Origin of the sequence: Citrobacter sp. MGH104 (assembly GCF_001034485.1) — a bacterium.
Classification (GTDB): domain Bacteria; phylum Pseudomonadota; class Gammaproteobacteria; order Enterobacterales; family Enterobacteriaceae; genus Citrobacter; species Citrobacter freundii.
Genome location: NZ_KQ089818.1, coordinates 2,178,673 through 2,199,879, shown reverse-complemented (window position 1 = coordinate 2,199,879; position 21,207 = coordinate 2,178,673). Strand labels below are relative to the sequence as shown.

General features: G+C 54.1%; 20 protein-coding genes and 1 riboswitch. Of the genes, 10 read left to right on the top strand and 10 right to left on the bottom strand.

Translation table 11 applies throughout. From position 1 onward, the window contains the following. Window positions 1-97: 97 nt before the first annotated feature. Entirely contained in the window at window positions 98-847 is a 750-nt protein-coding gene (gene rsmJ / locus SK34_RS10365) for a 16S rRNA (guanine(1516)-N(2))-methyltransferase RsmJ (protein ID WP_003837787.1), read from the top strand. Between the two features lie 105 nt (window positions 848-952). Here rsmJ and SK34_RS10360 read toward each other — a convergent pair whose 3' ends face one another. Continuing rightward, window positions 953-2,152: an NAD(P)/FAD-dependent oxidoreductase gene (locus SK34_RS10360; RefSeq protein ID WP_048232968.1), complete on the bottom strand. Its 1,200-nt coding sequence runs from the start codon at window positions 2,150-2,152 to the stop codon at window positions 953-955. 232 nt (window positions 2,153-2,384) lie between these two features. Between SK34_RS10360 and SK34_RS10355 the strand changes: the two genes are divergently transcribed. Further along, window positions 2,385-2,888 (top strand): RrF2 family transcriptional regulator, encoded by a 504-nt coding sequence (locus SK34_RS10355; protein WP_003023361.1) that lies wholly within the window; start codon window positions 2,385-2,387, stop codon window positions 2,886-2,888. A gap of 48 nt (window positions 2,889-2,936) precedes the next feature. Here the strand turns inward: SK34_RS10355 and dtpB are convergent, their stop codons facing one another. Continuing rightward, window positions 2,937-4,409 (bottom strand): dipeptide/tripeptide permease DtpB, encoded by a 1,473-nt coding sequence (gene dtpB, locus SK34_RS10350; RefSeq protein WP_003023364.1) that lies wholly within the window; start codon window positions 4,407-4,409, stop codon window positions 2,937-2,939. A 281-nt stretch (window positions 4,410-4,690) separates the two neighbouring features. Then, complete coding sequence (uspA, locus tag SK34_RS10345; RefSeq protein WP_003023368.1) at window positions 4,691-5,128, bottom strand: universal stress protein UspA; 438 nt, start codon at window positions 5,126-5,128, stop codon at window positions 4,691-4,693. Between the two features lie 392 nt (window positions 5,129-5,520). Here uspA and uspB point away from each other — a divergent pair, with 392 nt between their 5' ends. Further along, a complete protein-coding gene (gene uspB / locus SK34_RS10340; RefSeq protein ID WP_003023371.1) occupies window positions 5,521-5,856 on the top strand; it encodes a universal stress protein UspB in 336 nt (111 codons plus the stop codon). 64 nt (window positions 5,857-5,920) lie between these two features. Here uspB and pitA read toward each other — a convergent pair whose 3' ends face one another. Next, window positions 5,921-7,420 carry an inorganic phosphate transporter PitA gene (gene pitA, locus SK34_RS10335; protein ID WP_003023373.1) on the bottom strand — a complete coding sequence of 500 codons (1,500 nt, stop codon included), beginning with the start codon at window positions 7,418-7,420 and terminating at the stop codon, window positions 5,921-5,923. 229 nt (window positions 7,421-7,649) lie between these two features. Between pitA and SK34_RS10330 the strand changes: the two genes are divergently transcribed. Then, window positions 7,650-8,843, top strand: a complete 1,194-nt coding sequence (locus tag SK34_RS10330) for a BaiN/RdsA family NAD(P)/FAD-dependent oxidoreductase (protein ID WP_003837793.1) — start codon at window positions 7,650-7,652, stop codon at window positions 8,841-8,843. Between the two features lie 38 nt (window positions 8,844-8,881). Here the strand turns inward: SK34_RS10330 and SK34_RS10325 are convergent, their stop codons facing one another. Continuing rightward, window positions 8,882-9,895 carry a magnesium transporter gene (locus tag SK34_RS10325; protein WP_003837796.1) on the bottom strand — a complete coding sequence of 338 codons (1,014 nt, stop codon included), beginning with the start codon at window positions 9,893-9,895 and terminating at the stop codon, window positions 8,882-8,884. Between the two features lie 55 nt (window positions 9,896-9,950). Beyond that, window positions 9,951-10,134: riboswitch (M-box (ykoK) riboswitch) on the bottom strand. Between the two features lie 401 nt (window positions 10,135-10,535). Here SK34_RS10325 and SK34_RS10320 point away from each other — a divergent pair. The 5 genes from SK34_RS10320 to SK34_RS10300 all read left to right on the top strand — a co-directional run bounded on the left by SK34_RS10320 (window position 10,536) and on the right by SK34_RS10300 (window position 16,180). Then, window positions 10,536-11,603 carry an HlyD family secretion protein gene (locus SK34_RS10320; RefSeq protein WP_048218801.1) on the top strand — a complete coding sequence of 356 codons (1,068 nt, stop codon included), beginning with the start codon at window positions 10,536-10,538 and terminating at the stop codon, window positions 11,601-11,603. Beyond that, window positions 11,600-14,347, top strand: a complete 2,748-nt coding sequence (gene rbbA / locus SK34_RS10315; protein ID WP_048232966.1) for a ribosome-associated ATPase/putative transporter RbbA — start codon at window positions 11,600-11,602, stop codon at window positions 14,345-14,347. Before SK34_RS10320 ends, rbbA begins: the two co-directional genes overlap by 4 nt. Then, the gene (locus SK34_RS10310; protein ID WP_048232965.1) at window positions 14,347-15,471 is read left to right on the top strand and encodes an ABC transporter permease; all 1,125 of its coding nucleotides are present in this window, start codon (window positions 14,347-14,349) and stop codon (window positions 15,469-15,471) included. Before rbbA ends, SK34_RS10310 begins: the two co-directional genes overlap by 1 nt. A gap of 77 nt (window positions 15,472-15,548) precedes the next feature. Then, entirely contained in the window at window positions 15,549-15,824 is a 276-nt protein-coding gene (locus SK34_RS10305) for a type II toxin-antitoxin system HicA family toxin (protein ID WP_003837806.1), read from the top strand. Beyond that, complete coding sequence (locus tag SK34_RS10300; protein WP_003837808.1) at window positions 15,821-16,180, top strand: type II toxin-antitoxin system HicB family antitoxin; 360 nt, start codon at window positions 15,821-15,823, stop codon at window positions 16,178-16,180. Before SK34_RS10305 ends, SK34_RS10300 begins: the two co-directional genes overlap by 4 nt. A 112-nt stretch (window positions 16,181-16,292) precedes the next feature. Here SK34_RS10300 and nikR read toward each other — a convergent pair whose 3' ends face one another. From nikR to SK34_RS10285, 3 genes are all read right to left on the bottom strand, one after another. Continuing rightward, window positions 16,293-16,694: a nickel-responsive transcriptional regulator NikR gene (gene nikR / locus SK34_RS10295; RefSeq protein WP_003023387.1), complete on the bottom strand. Its 402-nt coding sequence runs from the start codon at window positions 16,692-16,694 to the stop codon at window positions 16,293-16,295. A 49-nt stretch (window positions 16,695-16,743) separates the two neighbouring features. Beyond that, window positions 16,744-17,322: a 4'-phosphopantetheinyl transferase AcpT gene (gene acpT, locus SK34_RS10290; RefSeq protein WP_003023390.1), complete on the bottom strand. Its 579-nt coding sequence runs from the start codon at window positions 17,320-17,322 to the stop codon at window positions 16,744-16,746. A 62-nt stretch (window positions 17,323-17,384) separates the two neighbouring features. Beyond that, window positions 17,385-18,434: an AI-2E family transporter gene (locus tag SK34_RS10285; protein ID WP_003023393.1), complete on the bottom strand. Its 1,050-nt coding sequence runs from the start codon at window positions 18,432-18,434 to the stop codon at window positions 17,385-17,387. Between the two features lie 133 nt (window positions 18,435-18,567). Here SK34_RS10285 and SK34_RS10280 point away from each other — a divergent pair, with 133 nt between their 5' ends. Continuing rightward, window positions 18,568-19,785 (top strand): MFS transporter, encoded by a 1,218-nt coding sequence (locus SK34_RS10280; protein WP_016151126.1) that lies wholly within the window; start codon window positions 18,568-18,570, stop codon window positions 19,783-19,785. Window positions 19,786-19,788: 3 nt separating this feature from the next. Here SK34_RS10280 and SK34_RS10275 read toward each other — a convergent pair whose 3' ends face one another. Next, a complete protein-coding gene (locus SK34_RS10275; RefSeq protein ID WP_003837816.1) occupies window positions 19,789-20,346 on the bottom strand; it encodes a DcrB family lipoprotein in 558 nt (185 codons plus the stop codon). Window positions 20,347-20,418: 72 nt separating this feature from the next. After that, window positions 20,419-21,084, bottom strand: a complete 666-nt coding sequence (locus tag SK34_RS10270; protein ID WP_003023401.1) for a 7-cyano-7-deazaguanine/7-aminomethyl-7-deazaguanine transporter — start codon at window positions 21,082-21,084, stop codon at window positions 20,419-20,421. Between the last annotated feature and the right edge of the window lie 123 nt (window positions 21,085-21,207).

The window sequence follows — 21,207 nt, the reverse complement described above, 5'->3', positions numbered from 1 at the left end:
GCGCTCACTCACCCTGGTCACGTACTATTTGTACGTTCCCAGGGATTCCTTCACTTGTTGTCTTGATGCAACTCGAATTATTTAGGGTAAAGCGGAATTGAAAATCTGCTTAATTGATGAAACAGGCGCCGGAGACGGCGCCTTATCTGTTCTGGCCGCCCGCTGGGGACTGGAACACGATGAAGATAACCTGATGGCGCTGGTGATGACGACAGCACATCTGGAACTGCGCAAACGTGACGAACCTAAACTCGGCGGTATCTTCGTCGATTTCGTGGGCGGTGCGATGGCCCATCGGCGCAAATTTGGCGGTGGCCGCGGTGAAGCGGTGGCGAAGGCGGTCGGCATTAAAGGCGATTACCTGCCGGATGTGGTCGATGCAACCGCAGGGCTGGGGCGCGATGCGTTTGTACTGGCCTCGGTAGGCTGTCGCGTACGAATGCTGGAACGAAACCCGGTGGTTGCTGCGCTGCTTGACGATGGCCTGGCGCGCGGGTATGCCGACCCGGAAATCGGTCCGTGGCTGCAGGAGCGTTTGCAGTTGATTCACGCGTCGAGCCTGACGGCGTTAACCGATATCACGCCGCGCCCGCAGGTGGTGTACCTCGACCCGATGTTCCCACATAAGCAGAAAAGCGCGCTGGTGAAAAAAGAGATGCGCGTGTTTCAGTCGCTGGTGGGGCCGGATCTGGATGCGGATGGGTTGCTGGAGCCTGCTCGTCAGTTAGCCACCAAACGAGTGGTGGTGAAGCGTCCGGACTACGCGCCGCCGCTGGCCGACGTGGCAACGCCGAACGCGGTAGTTACAAAAGGGCATCGGTTCGATATTTATGCGGGAACGGCATAGGCCAGATGGTCAGCTATAGTGCCCGATGGCGCTACGCTTATCGGGCCTACAGCTCGGTGCCGTTAGTAGGCCGGATAAGGCGGTAGCCGCATCCGGCATCACGGGTTAAACAAACGGTGCCAGCGGATCGGCAATCTCAAACGCTACCGCGCGGTCCGCCTTCGGCGGGTAAATCAGCTCGCTGACAATCGACACCTTCAGCTTTTTCGCTTCTGCGCGCGTCAGTTTCACCTGCTGATCCCATCCTTCGCTATACACCGCACCCCAGGCACCAAGATCCAGGCAGGTGACGTAGTTTTCCTGACGATATGGCAGTGGTGTTATGTTTAACAGGTCTGCCGCGGCATTATTACCGGCGAATTTACCCAGCAAGATGGCGTGCTGGCAGGTCATCAGCGCATGATTGCCTTTGTCGTCGGTGGCGGCGTAGGCTACATCGCCAGTGGCGTAGATATCATCGTGACCCACAACCTGTAGATTGGCATTGACATGCAGACGGCCCTGGCGATCGCGCGGGGCGTTAATCTGTGCTGTCAGATTATTAGCCTGAACGCCGACGGTCCAGATAACCGTCTGGGAAGAAATCACCTGTCCATCTTTCAGCGTGACGCCAGAGGCATCCACGCACTCTACTTCCGCATTGACCAGCCACTCGACGCCCAGTTCAGCAGAGGCTTCGATAATCACGTCACGTAATTCCTGGCTCCAGCGTCCACCCGGCTGAGCGCCGCGTTCAACTACGACAACTCTGGTCTTAGCATCAGCGCCCAATATTTCGCGCAAACGACCTGGTAATTCCAGCGCCATTTCAATGCCGGTAAAGCCGCCGCCGCAGACCACTACCGTATTGCGAGCCTCACTTTCCGGTTGTAATGCCAGATCGTTAATGTGCTGCTCCAGTACGGCGGCGCTCTCAAGTTGGTCGAGGTCAAACGCGTGCTCGGCGGCACCGGTGACGGTGTCGCGGTTTACGTGACTTCCGCTGGCAAGCACCAGGCGGTCGTAGCGGCGCAGATGAATGTCACCGTTGGCATCTTTCCAGCTCACCTCTTTAGAGTCCGGGAGGATTTGCTCGACGTGACCTTGCAGGAAGTTGACGCCGGTAACGTCAAACAGCGGTTGCAGTGGTGCGACCAGCGTATGAACGGCGCTTTCATAAAAACGTGGGCGGACACGCAGCTCTGGCTGTGGCGCAATTACTGTAATATCAATGGCCTGCTGATGTTTATCCGCCAGTCGTGCGGCGCTTAATGCTGCCCACATACCGGCAAAGCCGGCGCCCACGATCAGAATTTGTTTACGCATTGGAGTTTTCTCACTGGTGACTACGAGTTATTTACTCGGATTTTATTTGTCGTAGTTATGAATTGCAATGCGATTGAGCTCCTTTTTGCCTCAAAGGGTGAGGATTTTTTATTATCTATTTGATAAATATGTATTTAAAGTTTTATTGTGAAGAGGGGTTACTTTACTGTCTGGAATGAGTGAAACGAAAAAGCTACAATAAACTCAGATTAATTTTGACTGAGATAAGAGAATGGCATTCTACAGTTCTGGGGTTGAGTACGGCATTCATAGCCTGATGTGTATGGTCGACAGTAAGGGCGACGCGCGGGATATGAGCGTGCGGGAAATTGCCGAACTGCAAAGTGTGCCATATGACTATCTGGCAAAAATTTTCACCCGTCTGTCCAAAGCGGGTCTGGTGCGCAGCATTGAAGGCAAGGGCGGTGGTTTCCAGTTAGCTAAACCTGCTGAACACATCACTGTGCTGGATGTGGTGAATGCTATTGATGGTGATAAGCGCATCTTTGAATGTCGTGAAATTCGCCAGCGGTTGGCGGTATTTGAGGAGCATCCACCAGAGTGGGCCTGTGAAGGCATTTGTGGTGTGCGTTCGGTAATGGACATGGCTCAGCAGCGGATGGAAGAAGCGCTCGGCCAGCATACGATTCTGGACTTGGCGCGCAAAATGTACCGCAAAGCGCCGGACACCTTTGTGGTGGAAGTGCAGGAGTGGATAGACGCGCGTAAAGGGTAGTGAGTGAAAATGCCGGATAGGGCAATAGCCGCCATCCGGCACTGAAGGTTATTGCTCGGTGCTCGGCGTATTAATCATGCGGTTCAGCCATGGCACCATAATCGCCATCACCACCGTTACGGCCAGGGTCACCAGACCAATCTTACTGAAGACGTTGGTATAGATAGGCAGCGTTTGCAGCGGGTCGGTGATGTTCTCTGGTACGGCGGTGAATGTCGCGACATAACCCCCCATCAGGAAGGCTGCTGCCTGGGTCAGGAACCACATCCCGAGAATAAAGCCCATCAGGTGTTGTGGCACGAGAGCGGCGACCATAGCCAGCCCCAGGGCGCTAATCAGCAGTTCACCCAGGCTCTGGAACAGATACACCAGCACGATAAACCACGGCGACGTCAGCCCCTGCGCATCGGCAAACCACATTCCGGCTGCAGCGGCGGTCAGGAAACCCAGCGAGCACAGGAACATACCGAGCGTAAACTTCATCGGCATGGTCAGGTCTTTACCTTTGTTGCCCAGACGGGTATAGATTGCGGCCAGTACCGGACTCGCCAGTACCACCCAGAACGGGTTCAGCGCCTGGAAGCTTACCGGGTTGATGGCGAAACCAAGAATTTCATGGTGCACGTTATTGATAGCAAAGAAGTTCAGTGAAGTTGGCATCTGCGCGTACAGGACGTAGAACACCACCGCTTCCAGCATCAGGATAAAGGCCACGAACATTTTGTTGCGCCCGGTTTTATCCAGTTTGAAGGCCTGACGGAAGAAGATGATCGTCACGGCAATTGACAGGACGATCAGCACCAGGTTGGCAATCTGCACGTTGTGCATCAGCCAGGCGCAGATAAATACCATCACTACCGTTCCAGCCAGCACGCAGAATAGATTACGGAAATTCAGCGGCTTATGGTCCGGCTCTGAACCGATATTCTTCACCATTCCACGGCAGGCAAAGTAGACCAAAAGCGCGACAATAAGCCCGGCCCCGCACAGATTATAGGTCACCGCGTAGCCAAACTTATCGGCAATCACCGGTGCCAGCGACAACGACAGCAGTGAACCGATGTTAATCGACATATAAAACAGGGTGAAAGCACCGTCCAGACGGGCGTCTTTCGGTGGATAGCATTTTGACAGCAGGCTTGCCGGGTTGGCTTTAAACAGCCCATTACCGACGGCAATGGTACCCAAAGCAATAAAAATCAGGTCGGGCTTAAGCAGTGACATCCCGGTCATGAAGTAGCCGATCGCCAGCACAATGGCGCCGAGTACCAGCGTGCGCTTGGTACCTAACAGATGGTCGCCGACGTAGCCGCCGATCGAGATCAGGCCGTAGACCAGCGCGGCAAATGCACCAAAGGTGACAAATGCCTGTTCCTGCGAAAAGCCGAGCTGCTTAACAAAAAATACCGCCAGGATGCCCTGAACGCCGTAATAGCCAAATCGTTCCCATAATTCCACAAAGAAGATCATGAAGAACGGACGAGGTTGCTGCAGCAAGCCCGTAGGTGCAGTTTTATTCATATTCCATCGCCTTTCAAAGCCATCCCGAAAAGTATGAACGCGTATGCTTAAACGCGCCGAAAAAGTCTTATTTTGTTATAGACTGCGGTTATTGGCCGCAGGCGTAGAGTATTATAGAGATAGTTTTCGATCCAATTAGTTGATCACACTAATTATGATTTATTTGTTGGATTGATGTACTAATTGCGTCTGAATGATAAAAACAAAAACGCCCGCAAAGGCGGGCGTTTACAGACTTAACGACTTGTAGCGCGTCGGGTTATCTCCCGACGGCCAGCGTTTTATGCTTCTTCGTCGTCACGCAGCGGAACAATCAGCATGTCGACGTGGACAGTGTTGATCAGTTGGCGCGCGGAGGACATTAGCTTGCTCCAGAAATCCTGGTGATGACCACAAACGACCAGATCCATGTCGTATTTTTTGATGGCATCAACCAGAACCTGACCCAGGTCGCCGCTACCGCTCAGGGTTTCGGTGATAGGGTAGCCTGCGTTGGTGGAAAGCTCGGTTAGCGCGTGGTGGGTTTCTTCAGAAATGCGTTTCTGCATGTCGCCCAGATTCACGTCGATAAGCCCGGTGTACAGGTCGGAATAGTTTACGTCAACGTGGATAAGGGAGACTTTAGCATTGTAAGGCCGCGCCATAGAGACCGCTTTTTCAACCAGAACTTTGCTTTCCGGAGAAAGATCAACCGCGATAAGAATGTGTTTATAAGCCATAGTGTTACTCCTTCCATAAGTTGTCGATGACTAGCCTGCTGGCGTTTACCTGCCGCCGCGTCATCCGCATCCTGCGAACCTTGCGCGCGGGGCTAGCCCAGTCGTAAAAACGTACCATATAAGGACTATCCTTACATTATAGCGACCAGGATAATCCGTCAATCCGCCTTGCTTGCCAAGCAGTTAAACAAATTTTTTAGTTAATTGCATTGATAGCGATTAACCTTCTGGCAAAAAAATTAACTAATCTCCTACACTATCTAGAGAGGCGTTCGGATGCGTGATACTAATACGAACGGTTCGGCTGTACTCTTCACTGAATGGTTTGGCAGGGTATCGGGGAGCGGTAGTCCCGGAAAGGAGTTCCGTGGGCGGGTCGCCGGGGAGGAGGTATGATAAGCACCATTGCATTGTTCTGGGCTTTATGTGTCGTTTGCATTGTTAATATGGCGCGCTATTTTTCTTCGCTACGCGCACTGTTAGTGGTACTTCGTGGTTGCGATCCATTGCTTTACCAGTATGTAGATGGTGGGGGCTTTTTTACCTCGCATGGGCAACCGAACAAGCAGATGCGTCTGGTGTGGTATATCTACGCTCAGCGTTACCGCGATCATCATGATGATGAGTTTATTCGCCGCTGTGAGCGGGTTCGCGGTCAGTTCATCCTCACCAGCGCGCTATGTGGCCTGGTGCTAATCAGCATGGTTGCGCTGATTATCTGGCACTGATGCCAACGACAGATACAAAAAAAGCGGGTCAGAAAACTGACCCGCTTTTTTACCGTGCATTCGCTTAGATAAGCTTCAGAGAGAGCCAGTAAAGCCCGCCGGAAAGAAGAATTGCGGCTGGCAGGGTGAAGACCCAGGCCATCAGAATGCTGGTCACCGTTTTACGCTGTAAACCGCCGCCATCAACAACCATCGTCCCCGCAACGGAAGAAGAGAGAACGTGGGTGGTGGAAACAGGCATACCGGTGTAGCTGGCGAGACCGATAGAGACTGCGGCGGTCATCTGTGCCGACATACCCTGGGCATAGGTCATGCCTTTCTTACCGATTTTCTCACCAATGGTGGTGGCTACGCGACGCCAGCCGATCATGGTACCAATGCCCAGCGCCAGTGCGACGGCCATAATGATCCAGATAGGCGCGTACTCAATGGTGCTCAGCATGTCAGCTTTCAGTTTTTTCAGCAGACGCTGATCGTCAGTGCTTACGCCAGGCAGCTTAACCACTTTATCCGTGGTATCAGAGATGCACAGCATAATACGGCGCAGCTGACCACGCTGTTCGACGCTTAACTTGTCGTAGGTTTCCAGGTTCGCCAGCATACCTTTCGCACGTTCCAGCGCGTTGATGGTATTCGCCGGGTGGCAATGGAACTCTGTCGTCGTCGCTGGTGCCGCGTCCGTCGGGGACGGAATCAACTGGTCTACGCCTGTGGCCTGTTTAAGCAGGTCAGGACGCTGCTGGAAGAAGACTTCGACGTTATTGATGGCATCACGGGTACGGGTAATCTCGTAACCGGAAGCATTCATATTCACCACGAAGCCCGCAGGCGCTACGCCAATCAGCACCAGCATCACCAGACCAATGCCTTTCTGCCCGTCGTTAGCGCCATGAGAGAACGCCACGCCGATAGCGGAGAGGATTAGGGCAATACGCGTCCAGAACGGCGGCTTTTTCTTGCCATCTTTCTTTTCACGTTCTGCTGGCGTCAGGTGGATACGGGCACGTTTTTTTGTACCGCTCCAGTAGCGACGCAGAATGAAAATAAGACCGCCTGCAACCACCAGACCAACAATTGGCGAGATGATAAGCGAGGCAAAAATACCGATAACTTTCGGAATGTTAAGTGCATCTACCACAGAAGTGCCGGTCATCAGCGCATTGGTTAAACCAATACCGATAATGGCGCCAATTAGCGTGTGGGAGCTGGATGCAGGCAAACCAAAGTACCAGGTACCCAGGTTCCAGATAATTGCCGCCAGCAGCATGGAGAACACCATGGCGAGGCCATGTGACGATCCCATATTGAGCAGCAGATCCGTTGGCAGCATATGCACGATGGCATATGCCACGCTGAGACCGCCCAGCAAAACACCAAAGAAGTTGAACACCGCAGCCATGACCACCGCCAATTGCGAACGCATTGCACGGGTATAGATCACGGTTGCGACAGCATTGGCTGTATCATGGAAGCCGTTAATCGCTTCGTAGAACAGCACAAAAGCCAGAGCAAGCAATAGTAAAAGCCCGGTATGTAAATCCAGGCCAGCAAACAAATGTAGCATAGGACGTTACGCCATTTTGAGGACATGAACGCGGCGCATTATCAGTGACTTTGGCGGCGCGGGCAAAGTGAAATATAGAGTTTTTTTGATTTGTCTCCTGCTTTGTTTTACACCACTAAAGAATTATCCTATATATTTCAGTTAAATACCCTTTATCGGTAGTTTGGTGCTGGTGCGACCACTGAGGAATCTTTACAATTCACACCCGCTTTTTAGAGAGGATCGCAACGTGGAAAGGTTTGATACCGTTATTATAGGCGCTGGCGCAGCGGGTATGTTTTGTGCCGCGCAGGCAGGACAAGCAGGTAGTCGCGTACTGCTGATTGATAATGGTAAAAAGCCGGGGCGTAAGATTCTCATGTCTGGCGGGGGACGCTGCAACTTTACCAATCTTTATGTCGAGCCTGCCGCCTATTTGAGCCAAAACCCCCATTTTTGCAAATCGGCGCTGGCGCGTTACACGCAGTGGGATTTTATCGACCTGGTGGGCAAACACGGTATTGCCTGGCACGAAAAAACGCTAGGCCAGCTGTTCTGCGATGATTCCGCACAGCAAATTGTCGATATGCTGGTAGACGAGTGTGAAAAAGGTAACGTAACTATGCGGTTACGTAGCGAAGTCCTGAGCGTCGAGCGAGAGGGTGATGATTTCATTCTCGAATTGAACGGGATGACCGTGGGCACGAAAAAGCTGGTTATTGCCTCCGGTGGTCTCTCTATGCCGGGGCTGGGCGCGACGCCGTTTGGTTATAAAATTGCCGAACAGTTCGGTCTGAACGTATTGCCAACGCGCGCAGGACTGGTGCCCTTTACGTTGCATAAGCCACTGCTGGAGCAGCTCCAGGTGCTCTCTGGCGTGTCGGTCTCCTCTGTTATCACCGCCGAGGACGGCACCGTCTTTCGTGAAAATCTGCTCTTTACACACCGCGGGCTTTCTGGTCCGGCCGTACTGCAGATTTCCAGTTTTTGGCAGCCAGGCGAATTTGTCAGCATTAATTTGTTGCCGGATGTTGACCTTGCGAGCTTCCTCGATGACCAACGCAGCGCCCACCCTAATCAGAGCTTAAAGAATACGCTTGCTATGCAGTTGCCAAAACGTCTGGTGGAATGTTTACAGCAGTTAGGGCAAATCCCGGACGTCTCGCTGAAACAGCTTAACGTGCGCGATCAACAAACGCTGGTTGAGACGCTGACCGATTGGCGGGTGCAGCCGAACGGTACAGAAGGGTATCGTACCGCTGAAGTCACGCTGGGCGGCGTTGATACCAATGAGCTTTCATCGCGCACGATGGAAGCACGTAAAGTGCCGGGACTCTATTTTATCGGCGAAGTTATGGACGTTACCGGCTGGTTGGGAGGCTATAACTTCCAGTGGGCATGGTCGAGCGCCTGGGCGTGTGCGCAAGATTTAGCGCCAGCCTGACTGTGACGCCCGACAACCTGAGCTGCCGGGCGTTATCATTAGTTCAGACCAAGAAAGTGCTGGGCGATTTTAAAGTAGATAATTAACCCGGTACCGTCGATAAGCGTGGCGATAAACGGGGCTGAAACCACGGCGGGATCAATGCCGATACGCTTGAGCACCATGGGGATCACTGATGACACCACGGCGCTCCACAGCGTAATGCAAACCAGCGTCAGGCTGACGATCAGCGTGATTTCCATACCGATGCCCATCATCCACGCGCGCAAGCACCCTGCCAGGCCCAGCGTCAGAGCGATCAGCAGCGAAGTTGAAACTTCTTTGCGGATCACCCGGCCCATATCGCGCAGCCGCACTTCTCCAAGCGCCATTGAACGTACCAGCGTCGAAGTGATCTGCGTACCGCTGTTGCCGCCAGTACCAATTAATAGCGGAATAAAAAAGGCCAGGGCAATTGCAGATTCCAGCGCCTCTTCAAAATGCTGAAGCACGCTGCTGGTATAGGCTTCTGCGACAAACAGCAGCAGGAGCCAGACCGAACGTTTTTTCCACAATGTCCACGGACTAATTTCCAGATAGGGTTTTTCCAGCGGTAGCGTGGCGCCCTGAAGCTGAACGTCTTCGGTAACATCATCTTCCTGTAGATGAGCGATCTCTTTTTCCATCAGACAACCGACCAGCTCACCTCTCTCAACGACAGCAACCAGATCGACTTCGCGTTCGGCTAACTCGGCAACGACCTGCGCCCGTTCATCATCAGGCTTTACATGAAATAAACAGCTGTCCGTAAGATGATTGATGTTCAGCGACGTATCTTTTTCCTGCAATAAGCGCTTGATGGATAACACCCCGCGCAGCGCTTTTCCAGCCACAACAAAGACCTGGCCTGGGATGTCATCCGTTGTGAGTTGGGAGACAAAGTACTCGCGAGCGCCGTTCACGCTGAGATGGTCTGGCAGAGTAATAAAATCGGTGCGCATATATTGGGCGATAGCGTCGCCATTGAAATCCGGCATAGGATGATGAGCGGCGCAGAGTGGCATAGATGACATGGTGTAATTCCCTATAAAAATCTCTCATAGGGGCGAACAAGACAGGGTTAGCACAGGCAGATCCCTACGTCCTGGTTTTAGCACTGAACAACGTATCTGTCCGATGGTGAAATCGTCAGAAGTTACCTTGGCAACACCTTGATTCGATGGATGCCTGTATTTCCCTGAGTGGTCTCTCTCGATACCAGCAGGGCGGTAACTTGTATTTGTACAGGAGCCTCGCCATAACGAGATCGGTAAATGAGCCGCTATTATAGGGATGCCTAATCATTGATTATGTTTATAGTTGCGATTGTTTATCAATCGTTGATATACGAAATATTTCTTGTGCCAGGGCTGAACGGGAAACGACAACCGAATAGACATATTGAATCCAGGTGTTAGTATTCAATAGACAGCAGTTATGAGTATGCGTGTTTCATTTCCGGCCAGGAACGCTGATGATGACAACATTACTACCCGATTTCACAGCATTTTCGTCACTCACTTCCTTCGCGGTGTGCGTTGCTATAACGCCTGTCCGCACTCTGGCCATTATTTCTCATTCCTTCTCATCCCGGATGGAATCTCCCGCTGAATAGCTGTTCAGTGGGCTTTGTGACACGCATCGTTTGATAACAGGGATTACGGCGGGTCGGATATGGAAAAGATTAAGCGTCATCTGGTGTGGTGGGGCGCGGGTATTGTGGTGGTGGTTGCTGCAATAGCATGGTGGATGTTGCGTCCTGCGGGGATTCCGGAAGGTTTCGCGGCCAGCAACGGCAGAATAGAAGCTACCGAAGTGGATATTGCCACCAAAATTGCCGGGCGTATCGATACGATCCTCGTATCGGAAGGACAGTTCGTTCGTCAGGGCGAGGTGCTGGCGAAAATGGATACCCGCGTGCTGCAGGAGCAGCGACTGGAAGCTGTCGCACAAATCAAAGAAGCCGAAAGCGCGGTGGCGGCGGCACGAGCGCTGCTGGAACAGCGGCAAAGTGAAATGCGCGCCGCGCAGTCGGTGGTAAAACAGCGCGAGGCGGAACTGCAGTCGGTCTCTAAACGTCACGTTCGCTCCCGTTCGCTATCCCAGCGTGGGGCTGTATCCGAGCAACAACTGGATGACGACAGGGCGGCGGCTGAAAGCGCTCGCGCGGCACTGGAATCCGCAAAGGCGCAGGTCTCTGCGGCAAAAGCCGCAATTGAAGCCGCTCGTACCAGCATCATTCAGGCGCAAACCCGCGTAGAAGCCGCGCAGGCTACCGAACGTCGCATTGCCGCTGATATTGATGACAGCGAGCTGAAAGCCCCGCGCGATGGTCGCGTACAGTACCGTGTCGCCGAACCGGGCGAGGTGCTTTCCGCGGGCGGTCGCGTACTGAATATGGTCGATCTCAGCGATGTCTACATGACGTTCTTCTTACCTACCGAACAGGCTGGTTTATTGAAGATTGGTGGTGAAGCTCGCCTGGTGCTGGATGCCGCGCCGGATCTGCGTATTCCGGCGACCATTAGCTTTGTGGCTAGTGTTGCGCAGTTCACACCGAAAACGGTCGAAACCAGTGATGAACGGCTGAAGCTGATGTTCCGCGTTAAAGCGCGTATCCCGCCAGAGCTGTTGCAGCAGCATCTGGAGTACGTGAAAACCGGTCTGCCGGGCATGGCGTGGGTGCGTGTTGATGAAAATCGCCCCTGGCCTGACGACCTGGTGGTGAGGTTGCCGCAATGACGCATCTGGCGCTGGTTCCCGTTCCTCCCGTGGCGCACCTTGACGGCGTGAGTCAGCATTACGGGAAAACGGTCGCGCTGAACAACATCACGCTGGATATCCCTGCCCGCTGTATGGTGGGGCTTATTGGCCCGGATGGCGTCGGAAAATCGAGCCTGCTGTCGCTCATCTCCGGCGCGCGGGTCATTGAACACGGCAACGTGATGGTGTTGGGCGGCGATATGCGCGACCCAAAACATCGACGGGATGTCTGCCCGCGCATTGCCTGGATGCCGCAGGGGTTAGGGAAAAACCTGTACCATACGCTGTCGGTGTATGAGAACGTCGATTTCTTTGCCCGGCTGTTTGGTCATGATAAAGCGGAACGCGAAGCGCGGATTACCGAGCTGCTGAACAGCACCGGCCTGGCACCGTTTCGCGACCGTCCCGCCGGGAAACTCTCGGGCGGGATGAAGCAAAAGCTGGGGCTGTGCTGCGCGTTAATCCACGACCCGGAACTGTTAATTCTCGATGAACCCACCACCGGGGTCGATCCGCTGTCCCGTGCCCAGTTCTGGGATCTAATTAACAGCATTCGCCAGCGGCAGACCAACATGAGCGTGCTGGTTGCGACCGCTTACATGGAAGAAGCCGAGCGCTTTGACTGGCTGGTAGCGATGAACGCCGGGGAGGTGTTAGCCACCGGGAGCGCCCAGCAGTTACGCGAACAAACCAACAGCAACACGCTGGAGCAGGCGTTTATCGCGCTGCTACCTGAAGCCCAGCGCCAGGCGCATAAGCCGGTGGTGATCCCGCCGTATCACGCTGAGCAGGAAGAGATTGCCATCGAGGCGAAAGACCTGACTATGCGCTTCGGTAAGTTTGTCGCCGTTGACCACGTTAACTTTCGTATTCCGCGCGGGGAAATCTTCGGTTTTCTCGGCTCCAACGGCTGCGGTAAATCCACCACCATGAAGATGCTCACCGGTCTGCTACCCGCAAGCGAAGGTGAGGCCTGGTTGTTTGGGCAAGCGGTTGACCCGAAGAATATCGATACCCGCCGCCGGGTGGGCTATATGTCGCAGGCGTTTTCGCTCTACAGCGAGCTGACCGTCCGGCAAAACCTCGAACTACACGCGCGGCTGTTCCATATCCCCGAAGCGGAAATCCCCGGGCGTGTACAAGAGATGAGCGAGCGTTTTTCGCTGACCGATGTCGAAGACGCGTTGCCCGGCGCGCTGCCGTTGGGGATCCGTCAACGCCTGTCGCTGGCGGTGGCGGTGATTCATCGCCCGGAAATGCTCATTCTTGATGAGCCGACCTCCGGGGTCGATCCGGTGGCGAGGGACATGTTCTGGCAACTGATGGTCGATCTGTCGCGGCAGGACAAAGTGACCATTTTTATCTCCACCCACTTTATGAACGAAGCGGAGCGCTGCGACCGGATGTCGCTGATGCACGCCGGAAAAGTACTGGCCAGCGGCACGCCGCAGGAACTGGTGAAACAGCGTGGCGCCGCCAGTCTGGAAGAGGCGTTTATCTCCTGGTTACAGGAAGCGGCAGGCCCGGCTCCGGAAGCTCAGTTACCGCCAGCCAATGTTCCGATAGCGCATGAAAATAGTCAGCCGCCGCGGCAGGGCTTTAGCCTGCGGCGGTTGTTCAGCTACAGCCGCCGTGAAGCGCTGGAACTACGACGCGATCCGGTACGTTCAACGCTGGCGCAGATGGGCACAGTGATCCTGATGCTGATCATGGGCTACGGCATCAGCATGGATGTGGAGAACCTGCGTTTTTCGGTGCTCGATCGTGACCAGACCGTCAGCAGCCAGGCGTGGACGCTGAATCTGGCGGGATCGCGCTATTTTATCGAACAGCCGCCGCTCACCAGTTATGACGAGCTGGACAAACGGATGCGTTCGGGCGAAGTGGCGGTAGCAATAGAGATCCCGCCAAACTTTGGCCGCGATATCGCGCGTGGCACGCCGGTGAAGATTGGCGTCTGGGTCGATGGCGCAATGCCGAGTCGCGCTGAAACGGTCAGAGGCTACGTACAGGCGATGCACCAGACCTGGCTGCAGGATGTGATGGCGCGTCAACCCAATTCCAGTGGGCAAAACGGGCTGATGACCATTGAAACTCGCTATCGTTACAACCCGGATGTAAAGAGTCTGCCGGCGATTGTTCCGGCGGTGATCCCGCTGCTGCTGATGATGATCCCCTCGATGCTCAGCGCCCTCAGCGTAGTGCGTGAGAAAGAGCTGGGGTCGATTATCAACCTGTACGTTACGCCCACGACCCGCAGCGAGTTTTTACTCGGCAAACAGTTGCCGTACATCGTGCTGGGGATGCTGAACTTCCTGCTGCTGTGCGCGCTGTCGGTGTTTGTGTTCGGCGTGCCGCATAAGGGGAGTTTTTTAACCCTGACGCTGGCCGCGCTGTTGTACGTCACCATTGCCACCGGGCTGGGTCTGTTAATTTCCACGTTTATGAAAAGCCAGATCGCGGCCATTTTTGGTACGGCGATTATTACGCTGATCCCGGCGACGCAGTTTTCCGGGATGATCGATCCGGTCGCCTCGCTCGAAGGGCCTGGACGCTGGATTGGTGAAATTTACCCGACCAGCCATTTTCTGACCATCGCGCGTGGGACGTTCTCTAAAGCGTTGGATCTGACCGATCTCTGGCAGCTGTTTATTCCGCTGGTGGTAGCCATTCCGGTGGTGATTGGTCTGAGCGTATTACTGCTGAAAAAACAGGAGGGGTGATGCGCCGATTACGCAATATTTATAACCTCGGCATCAAAGAGTTGCGCAGCCTGCTGGGTGACAAAGCGATGCTGACGCTGATCGTCTTCGCCTTCACGGTATCGGTTTACTCTTCTGCGACGGTGCTGCCCGGGTCGCTGCATCTGGCGCCGATTGCTATTGCCGATATGGACCAGTCGCAGTTGTCGAACCGGATTGTGAACAGCTTTTATCGCCCGTGGTTTTTACCGCCGGAGATGATCACCGCTGATGAGATGGATGCCGGACTGGACGCCGGGCGCTACACCTTCGCCGTGAACATTCCACCTGATTTTCAGCGTGATGTGTTGGCCGGTCGACAGCCGGATATACAGGTTAACGTCGATGCCACGCGGATGAGCCAGGCCTTTACCGGCAACAGCTATATCCAGAATATCATCAGCGGCGAGGTGAACAGCTTTGTGGCGCGTTACCGTGACAATAGTGAGCCGCCGGTGGCGTTGGAAATGCGTATGCGCTTTAACCCTAATCTGGAACCTGCCCGCTTTGGCGCGGTGATGGCGATTATCAACAACATCACCATGCTGGCGATCGTGCTTACCGGGTCGGCGCTGATCCGCGAGCGCGAGCACGGGACAATAGAACATCTGCTGGTTATGCCGGTGACGCCGTTGGAGATCATGATGGCAAAAATCTGGTCGATGGGTCTTGTGGTGCTGGTGGTTTCCGGTTTATCGCTGATGCTGATGGTAAAAGGCGTGCTCGGCGTACCGATTGAAGGTTCGATACCACTGTTTATGCTGGGCGTGGCGCTGAGCCTGTTCGCCACCACCTCGATCGGCATTTTTATGGGCACGCTGGCGCGCTCTATGCCGCAACTGGGGTTACTGATGATTCTGGTACTGCTGCCGCTACAGATGCTCTCTGGTGGTTCTACACCGCGTGAAAGCATGCCGCAGGCGGTGCAGGACATAATGCTGACTATGCCAACTACCCATTTTGTCAGCCTCGCGCAGGCGATACTTTACCGCGGCGCTGGGTTTGGCATCGTCTGGCCGCAGTTCCTGACGCTGTTGGCGATTGGCAGCGCGTTCTTCCTGATAGCGCTGCTGCGCTTTAGAAAGACGATTGGCACGATGGCGTAATTGGTTGGCTTCATATCTTGACTGCATTGTATGCTGTTATAATATGACTTCAAAGGATGAAGTCATAAGGACATGCGATGAAGGAAAAAGTGTTGTCTTTACGCAAAAAGCAAAAGAACACGCTGGATCAGCTTTTTAAAGCACCGACGCCGCAGGGAATCAAGTGGTCGGAAATTGAGTCACTGATCAAGGCGTTAGGTGGCGAAATCAAAGAAGGACGAGGCTCGCGATGTAAATTTCTTTTAAATAAGAGCATTGCGAGTTTTCATAGACCACATCCTTCTCCGGATACAGATAAAGGCGCGGTCGAAAACGTACGTGACTGGTTAACAAGTATAGGGGTAAAACCATGATCAAACCCAAAACGCCAAACTCAATGGAAATCGCCGGTCAACCTGCGGTGATTAATTATGTCCCTGAGCTTAATGCGTTTCGCGGTAAGTTCCTGGGATTGTCAGGCTATTGTGATTTTGTCTCTGACAGCATTCAGGGGCTGCAAAAAGAGGGGGAGATCTCCTTACGAGAGTATCTTGATGATTGCTCTGCCGCAGGGATAGAACCTTACGCAAACCCGGAAAAGCTGAAGACGTTTACTCTGCGCTATCCAGAGTCTTTCGGAGAACGTTTAAGTTTTGCGGCAGCGGAAGAACAGGTATCAGTCAATACATGGATCATCGAAACGCTCAGCAAAAGTCTCAAACAGGCATAGTTGCTAGTTGGTTTGCTCATTATTGCCAGGGGGGCTTCGCTTGCCTGGCCTACAAACGGTAACGGAGTAGGCCGGATAAGGCGTAGCCGCCATCCGGCAACGAAACAGGCAATTACTCTTCTTTCGGCAGGCACTGCAAATGACCGTGGCGCACGCCGCGTTGGGAGATCACGTCATCGGCAAAATGCTGTACATCGCCCATGTCGCCTTTTAGTACGGCGATTTCCAGGCAGTCGTCATGGTTGATGTGCACGTGCAGCGTGGCGACCGATAAATCGTGGTGGTGGTGTTGGGTAGAAACAATGCGGCTCGCCAGGTCACGCTTCTCATGCTCATAAACATACGAGAGTACCGCGAAGCCCTGAGTGCCGTGCTCCTGAGTGGTTTCCTGCGCCAGTGCGCCGCGCAGAATATCGCGGATCGCTTCGGAACGGTTGTTGTAGCCACGGCGCTGACTCAGGCCGTCGAGCGTTTCTAATAAATCGTCATCAAGTGTGATGGTGATACGTTGCATCAGATTTCAACCTTACGATATTGCGCGGCGGCGCACGGGAATGAAAACATTACAGCCTGTGTACGGCGTCGGCGGTCAGGGTAAATGGCGTGGGGGTGCAAACCGCCAGGCTCAGGGTATCGATCTGGCACTGGCTGACGGAGAGTGAGGAGGTCAGCGCGGTACTGTCGACGCTGACGATTTGCCAGGCACTGCCGCCGCGCTGTTTCACGATAGCTTCTTTACGCGTCCAGATGCGCCAGAACGCCGCCAGCTGTTGCTCCGGGTGTTCGGCTTCAACTTCAGCGTGTTCCCCAAGACTGAATACCGTATTTGCCAGCGTTTGCCAGTTATCGCGCGGGCGAATAACTTCAATATCGCAGCCGACTTCCCCTTCGTCGCTGAGCAGCAGGACGATGTCATCGCCGCTGTGGCTGAGATTGAACCACAGCGGCGTATCGGCGGAAAAGGCCGGTTTTCCTTGCTCGCCATAGATGATGTTCGGTAATGGCGAAAGTGCATGGGAAAGCAGCACGCGACCTGCCAGCCAGCGCGCACGGCGAACACCTTGCGGCGCTTGCTCTTTCATCGCGGCAGGCAGTTCGCCAGCGCTTAAAACAGAAACTTTCCCAAGAACGATCCGGTACATATCAGGACTAACCTTTAGTAATAATGGGGTTGTGTACCACTCTTCACATGCTGTTTGCAAGTTTATCCCGGTAATCGACTTTTGGGCCTGCCGGGTCCGAGTAAAATTGCCAGTTTGCTACCGCCTGTGGTCGTTTCCATCCAGATTTTACACACGCTGGTTAACGGCACAGAGAGCAGCATGCCTACCGGGCCGAGCAGCCATCCCCATACCAGCAAAGAGAGGAAGACGATAAGCGTCGATAATCCCAGCCGATGCCCCATCATGCGGGGTTCGAGGATATTGCCAATAACCATATGCACCACTAGGAACAGCGCACCAACCAGTACGCATTCGTAAATGCCGTTGAACAGCAGCGCCTGGATCATGGGCGGGACGGCGGAAATGACCGAGCCAATGTTGGGCACGTAGTTTAGCAGGAAGGCCAGCACGCCCCACATCAGAGCAAACTGAATCCCCATCAGCGCCAGACCCAGCCAGATGATGGCACCGGTCCATAAGCTGAGCAACGTTTTCAGTGCCAGATAGTGAGATACGCCCTTGAGCGCCCGATGCAGCCCCGCAATATGGATTTGTGGGTTGTTCAGCGAAAAGCGCAGCTTATAAGGAACATGACGTACCTCAAACAGCATAAAGACGACCGTCATCACCAGCAGAACGACGCTGGCCATGGCGCCGGAAAGACTTGTCATCAGCGTGGTGGTGAAGGTCATTATTTTGTCGGAGTCCATGCGTTGTAGCATGCGCTCCGGGGACATATGCAGATTTAAAAAGGGAACCATCTCTTGCAGATGCAGGACCTTACGTGTCAGCTCCTTGTTGTATTTGGGTAGCATGGCCATGAATTCCGTGATCGAAGACGCGAGGACGCCGATCAGTGCCGTGAGGACGAACAGCATGACTACCACTACGAGCGTAATGGCAACCGGGCGACGTACTCCCCGGCGAATAAACCAGGCGACCAGCGGATTCAATACAATGGCAAAAAAGAGGGCCAGCAGCAGTTGCACAATGATATCCGCCGCGGCATGAATACCGGCGAGGATCACCACCAAAGCAGCCAGTTTGAGTAAAATGTGCAAACCCGTTTTATCGGGCTGAGCGGTTGTCATATTTTCTTCCTGTTTGCGTTTTTGCATTAAGTGTAGCGGCTGGCTTGTGACTGATATTCCTAAACTGACTGCTGATTTCTGCGCGGCAACATGGTAGAAATGAAACACTGTTGTGAAAACGTGGTGACCCTCCATGCCCGAACCCGTCGCTGAACCGACGCTGAGCGGTTTACGCCTTAACCTGCGCATTGTCTCTGTGGTGATGTTCAACTTCGCCAGCTATCTGACCATCGGCCTGCCGCTCGCGGTCTTGCCAGGCTATGTTCATGATGTGATGGGGTTCAGCGCCTTCTGGGCTGGGCTGGTTATCAGCCTGCAATATTTCGCTACGCTGCTGAGCCGTCCGCATGCCGGTCGCTATGCCGATCTGCTGGGGCCAAAGAAGATTGTGGTATTCGGGCTGTGTGGCTGCTTTTTAAGTGGTCTGGGCTATTTGCTGGCGGGATCAACGAACGGCTGGCCGTTGGCTAGTCTGCTGCTGCTGTGCCTGGGGCGGGTGATTCTCGGGATCGGGCAAAGCTTTGCCGGAACTGGCTCTACGCTGTGGGGCGTGGGGGTGGTTGGCTCAATGCACATCGGACGGGTGATTTCCTGGAATGGCATCGTGACCTATGGCGCGATGGCGATAGGCGCGCCGCTGGGCGTTCTGTTTTATGCCTGGGGGGGCTTACAGGGGCTGGCGCTGACCGTGATGGGCGTGGCGCTGGTGGCGATACTGCTGGCGCTCCCTCGTCCTGCGGTGAAGGCCAGCAAAGGCAAGCCGTTGCCGTTTCGCGCGGTGCTCGGGCGCGTCTGGTTGTACGGTATGGCGCTGGCCCTGGCCTCCGCTGGATTTGGGGTGATCGCCACGTTTATTACCCTGTTTTATGATGCCAAAGGCTGGGACGGCGCAGCTTTCGCGCTGACGCTTTTTAGCTGCACATTTGTCGGCACTCGACTGTTGTTCCCAAATGGTATCAACCGTTTAGGCGGGCTGAATGTGGCGATGATTTGCTTTAGCGTCGAGATTGTCGGGCTGCTGCTGGTCGGGATGGCTTCCATGCCGTGGATGGCGAAAATCGGCGTTCTGCTGGCTGGGGCTGGGTTCTCACTGGTTTTCCCGGCGCTGGGCGTGGTCGCGGTAAAAGCCGTCCCGCAGCAAAATCAGGGCGCTGCGCTGGCGACCTACACGGTGTTTATGGATTTATCGCTGGGGGTTACCGGGCCGCTGGCCGGGTTGATAATGACGTGGGCGGGAGTGCCGGTTATCTATCTGGCGGCAGCTGGGCTGGTGGCGGTGGCGTTATTGCTGACATGGCGGCTAAAAAAACGGCCTCAGGTGGTGTCACCGGAGGCCGCGTCATCGTCTTAACCGTTACTGGATAACCAGCGTGTTAATGATGTTTTCTGCGGTAGTCTGCGCTTTTTGCTGATCGTCAGCAGGCAGCGTGATTTGCAGGGTCAGCAGTTGATTGTCCACTTTACCCAGCACTACGGAAGAGTAAGCGGTCTGGCCTTTGGCTGAGATGATGCTGTCTAACTGCTGCAACGTGTGGCCTTTCAGCTCAATAGATTTATTGGTGACGACCTGCAGCTGTGGGTCGCGGCTACGCTGCTGATCTTCCAGACGTTTTGCCAGTACAGCCAGGTCTTCGTTGGTGTTGTCGCCAACAATCACAATCACCGCTTTCTGGCCGGTTGCGTCAGAATAGACGTGCATATTGTTCGCCTGGGTGCCCAGCTTGCCGCTCTGATCGGTCATATCCGCTGGCAGGGAAAAACTGAGTTTGCCGTCCAGCAGGCTGACCGGTTGTCCGCTGGCGCTACTTTCTGCGGCAGCACCCTCGGCTGGCGCTTTTGTATCGCTATTATCACAGGCTGCAAGCCCCATAACCAGCAGGCCAATACCGACATATTTAACCAGATTGCGCATTGACTTCTTCCTTTCGATAAACGGCCATAACGGCTCATTCGTCCATCTTATCACAACTCGGAAAATGAACCTTTAACTCGTCTGCAATGCAGCGATTTCGGATTTATCTGCCAGCCTTTTCAGCAACATATTCAGCAGCACGCCGTACATCGGCAGGAAGAAAATAATGCTGATCAGCACCTTGAAACAGTAATCGACCAGCGCGATTTCCATCCAGTGCTCGGCCATAAAGGCATCCGGGCTACGCCAGAAAGCGATAAAGAAGAAGGCCAACGTATCGCTGATATTGCCAAATAGCGTGGACGCTGTCGGTGCCAGCCACCAACGACGGTTCTGGCGCAGGCGGTTAAAGACATGCACATCCAGAATTTGTCCCAGCGCGTAAGCCATAAAGCTGGCGGCGGCGATACGGGCAACAAACAGGTTAAAGTGCAGCAGTGCGCCAAATCCCTGCCACGATCCCATATAAAACAGGGACGAAACGACATAGGAGATCAGCAACGCGGGGATCATCACCGCAAAGATGATACGTCGAGCCAGCGGCGCGCCAAAAATACGCACGGTCAGGTCGGTCGCGAGGAAAATAAACGGAAAGCTAAACGCGCCCCATGTGGTATGGAAACCAAAAATGGAGATTGGAAGCTGCACCAGATAGTTGCTGGAGGTGATCACCAGCAGATGAAATAGCGATAGCCAGAACAACGCTTTTAGGCGCTGAGTTTGTGTAAACGGAGTCATATTGTGACCTTTTTGTTGGATGGGGTGAGGGAACCCAATAAAAAACCGTCGCATGATACTGCTTTAAGAGCACATTGCAATGGTTGTTTTTCACGCAATCGTTAACCTGATTGGCTTACGCCA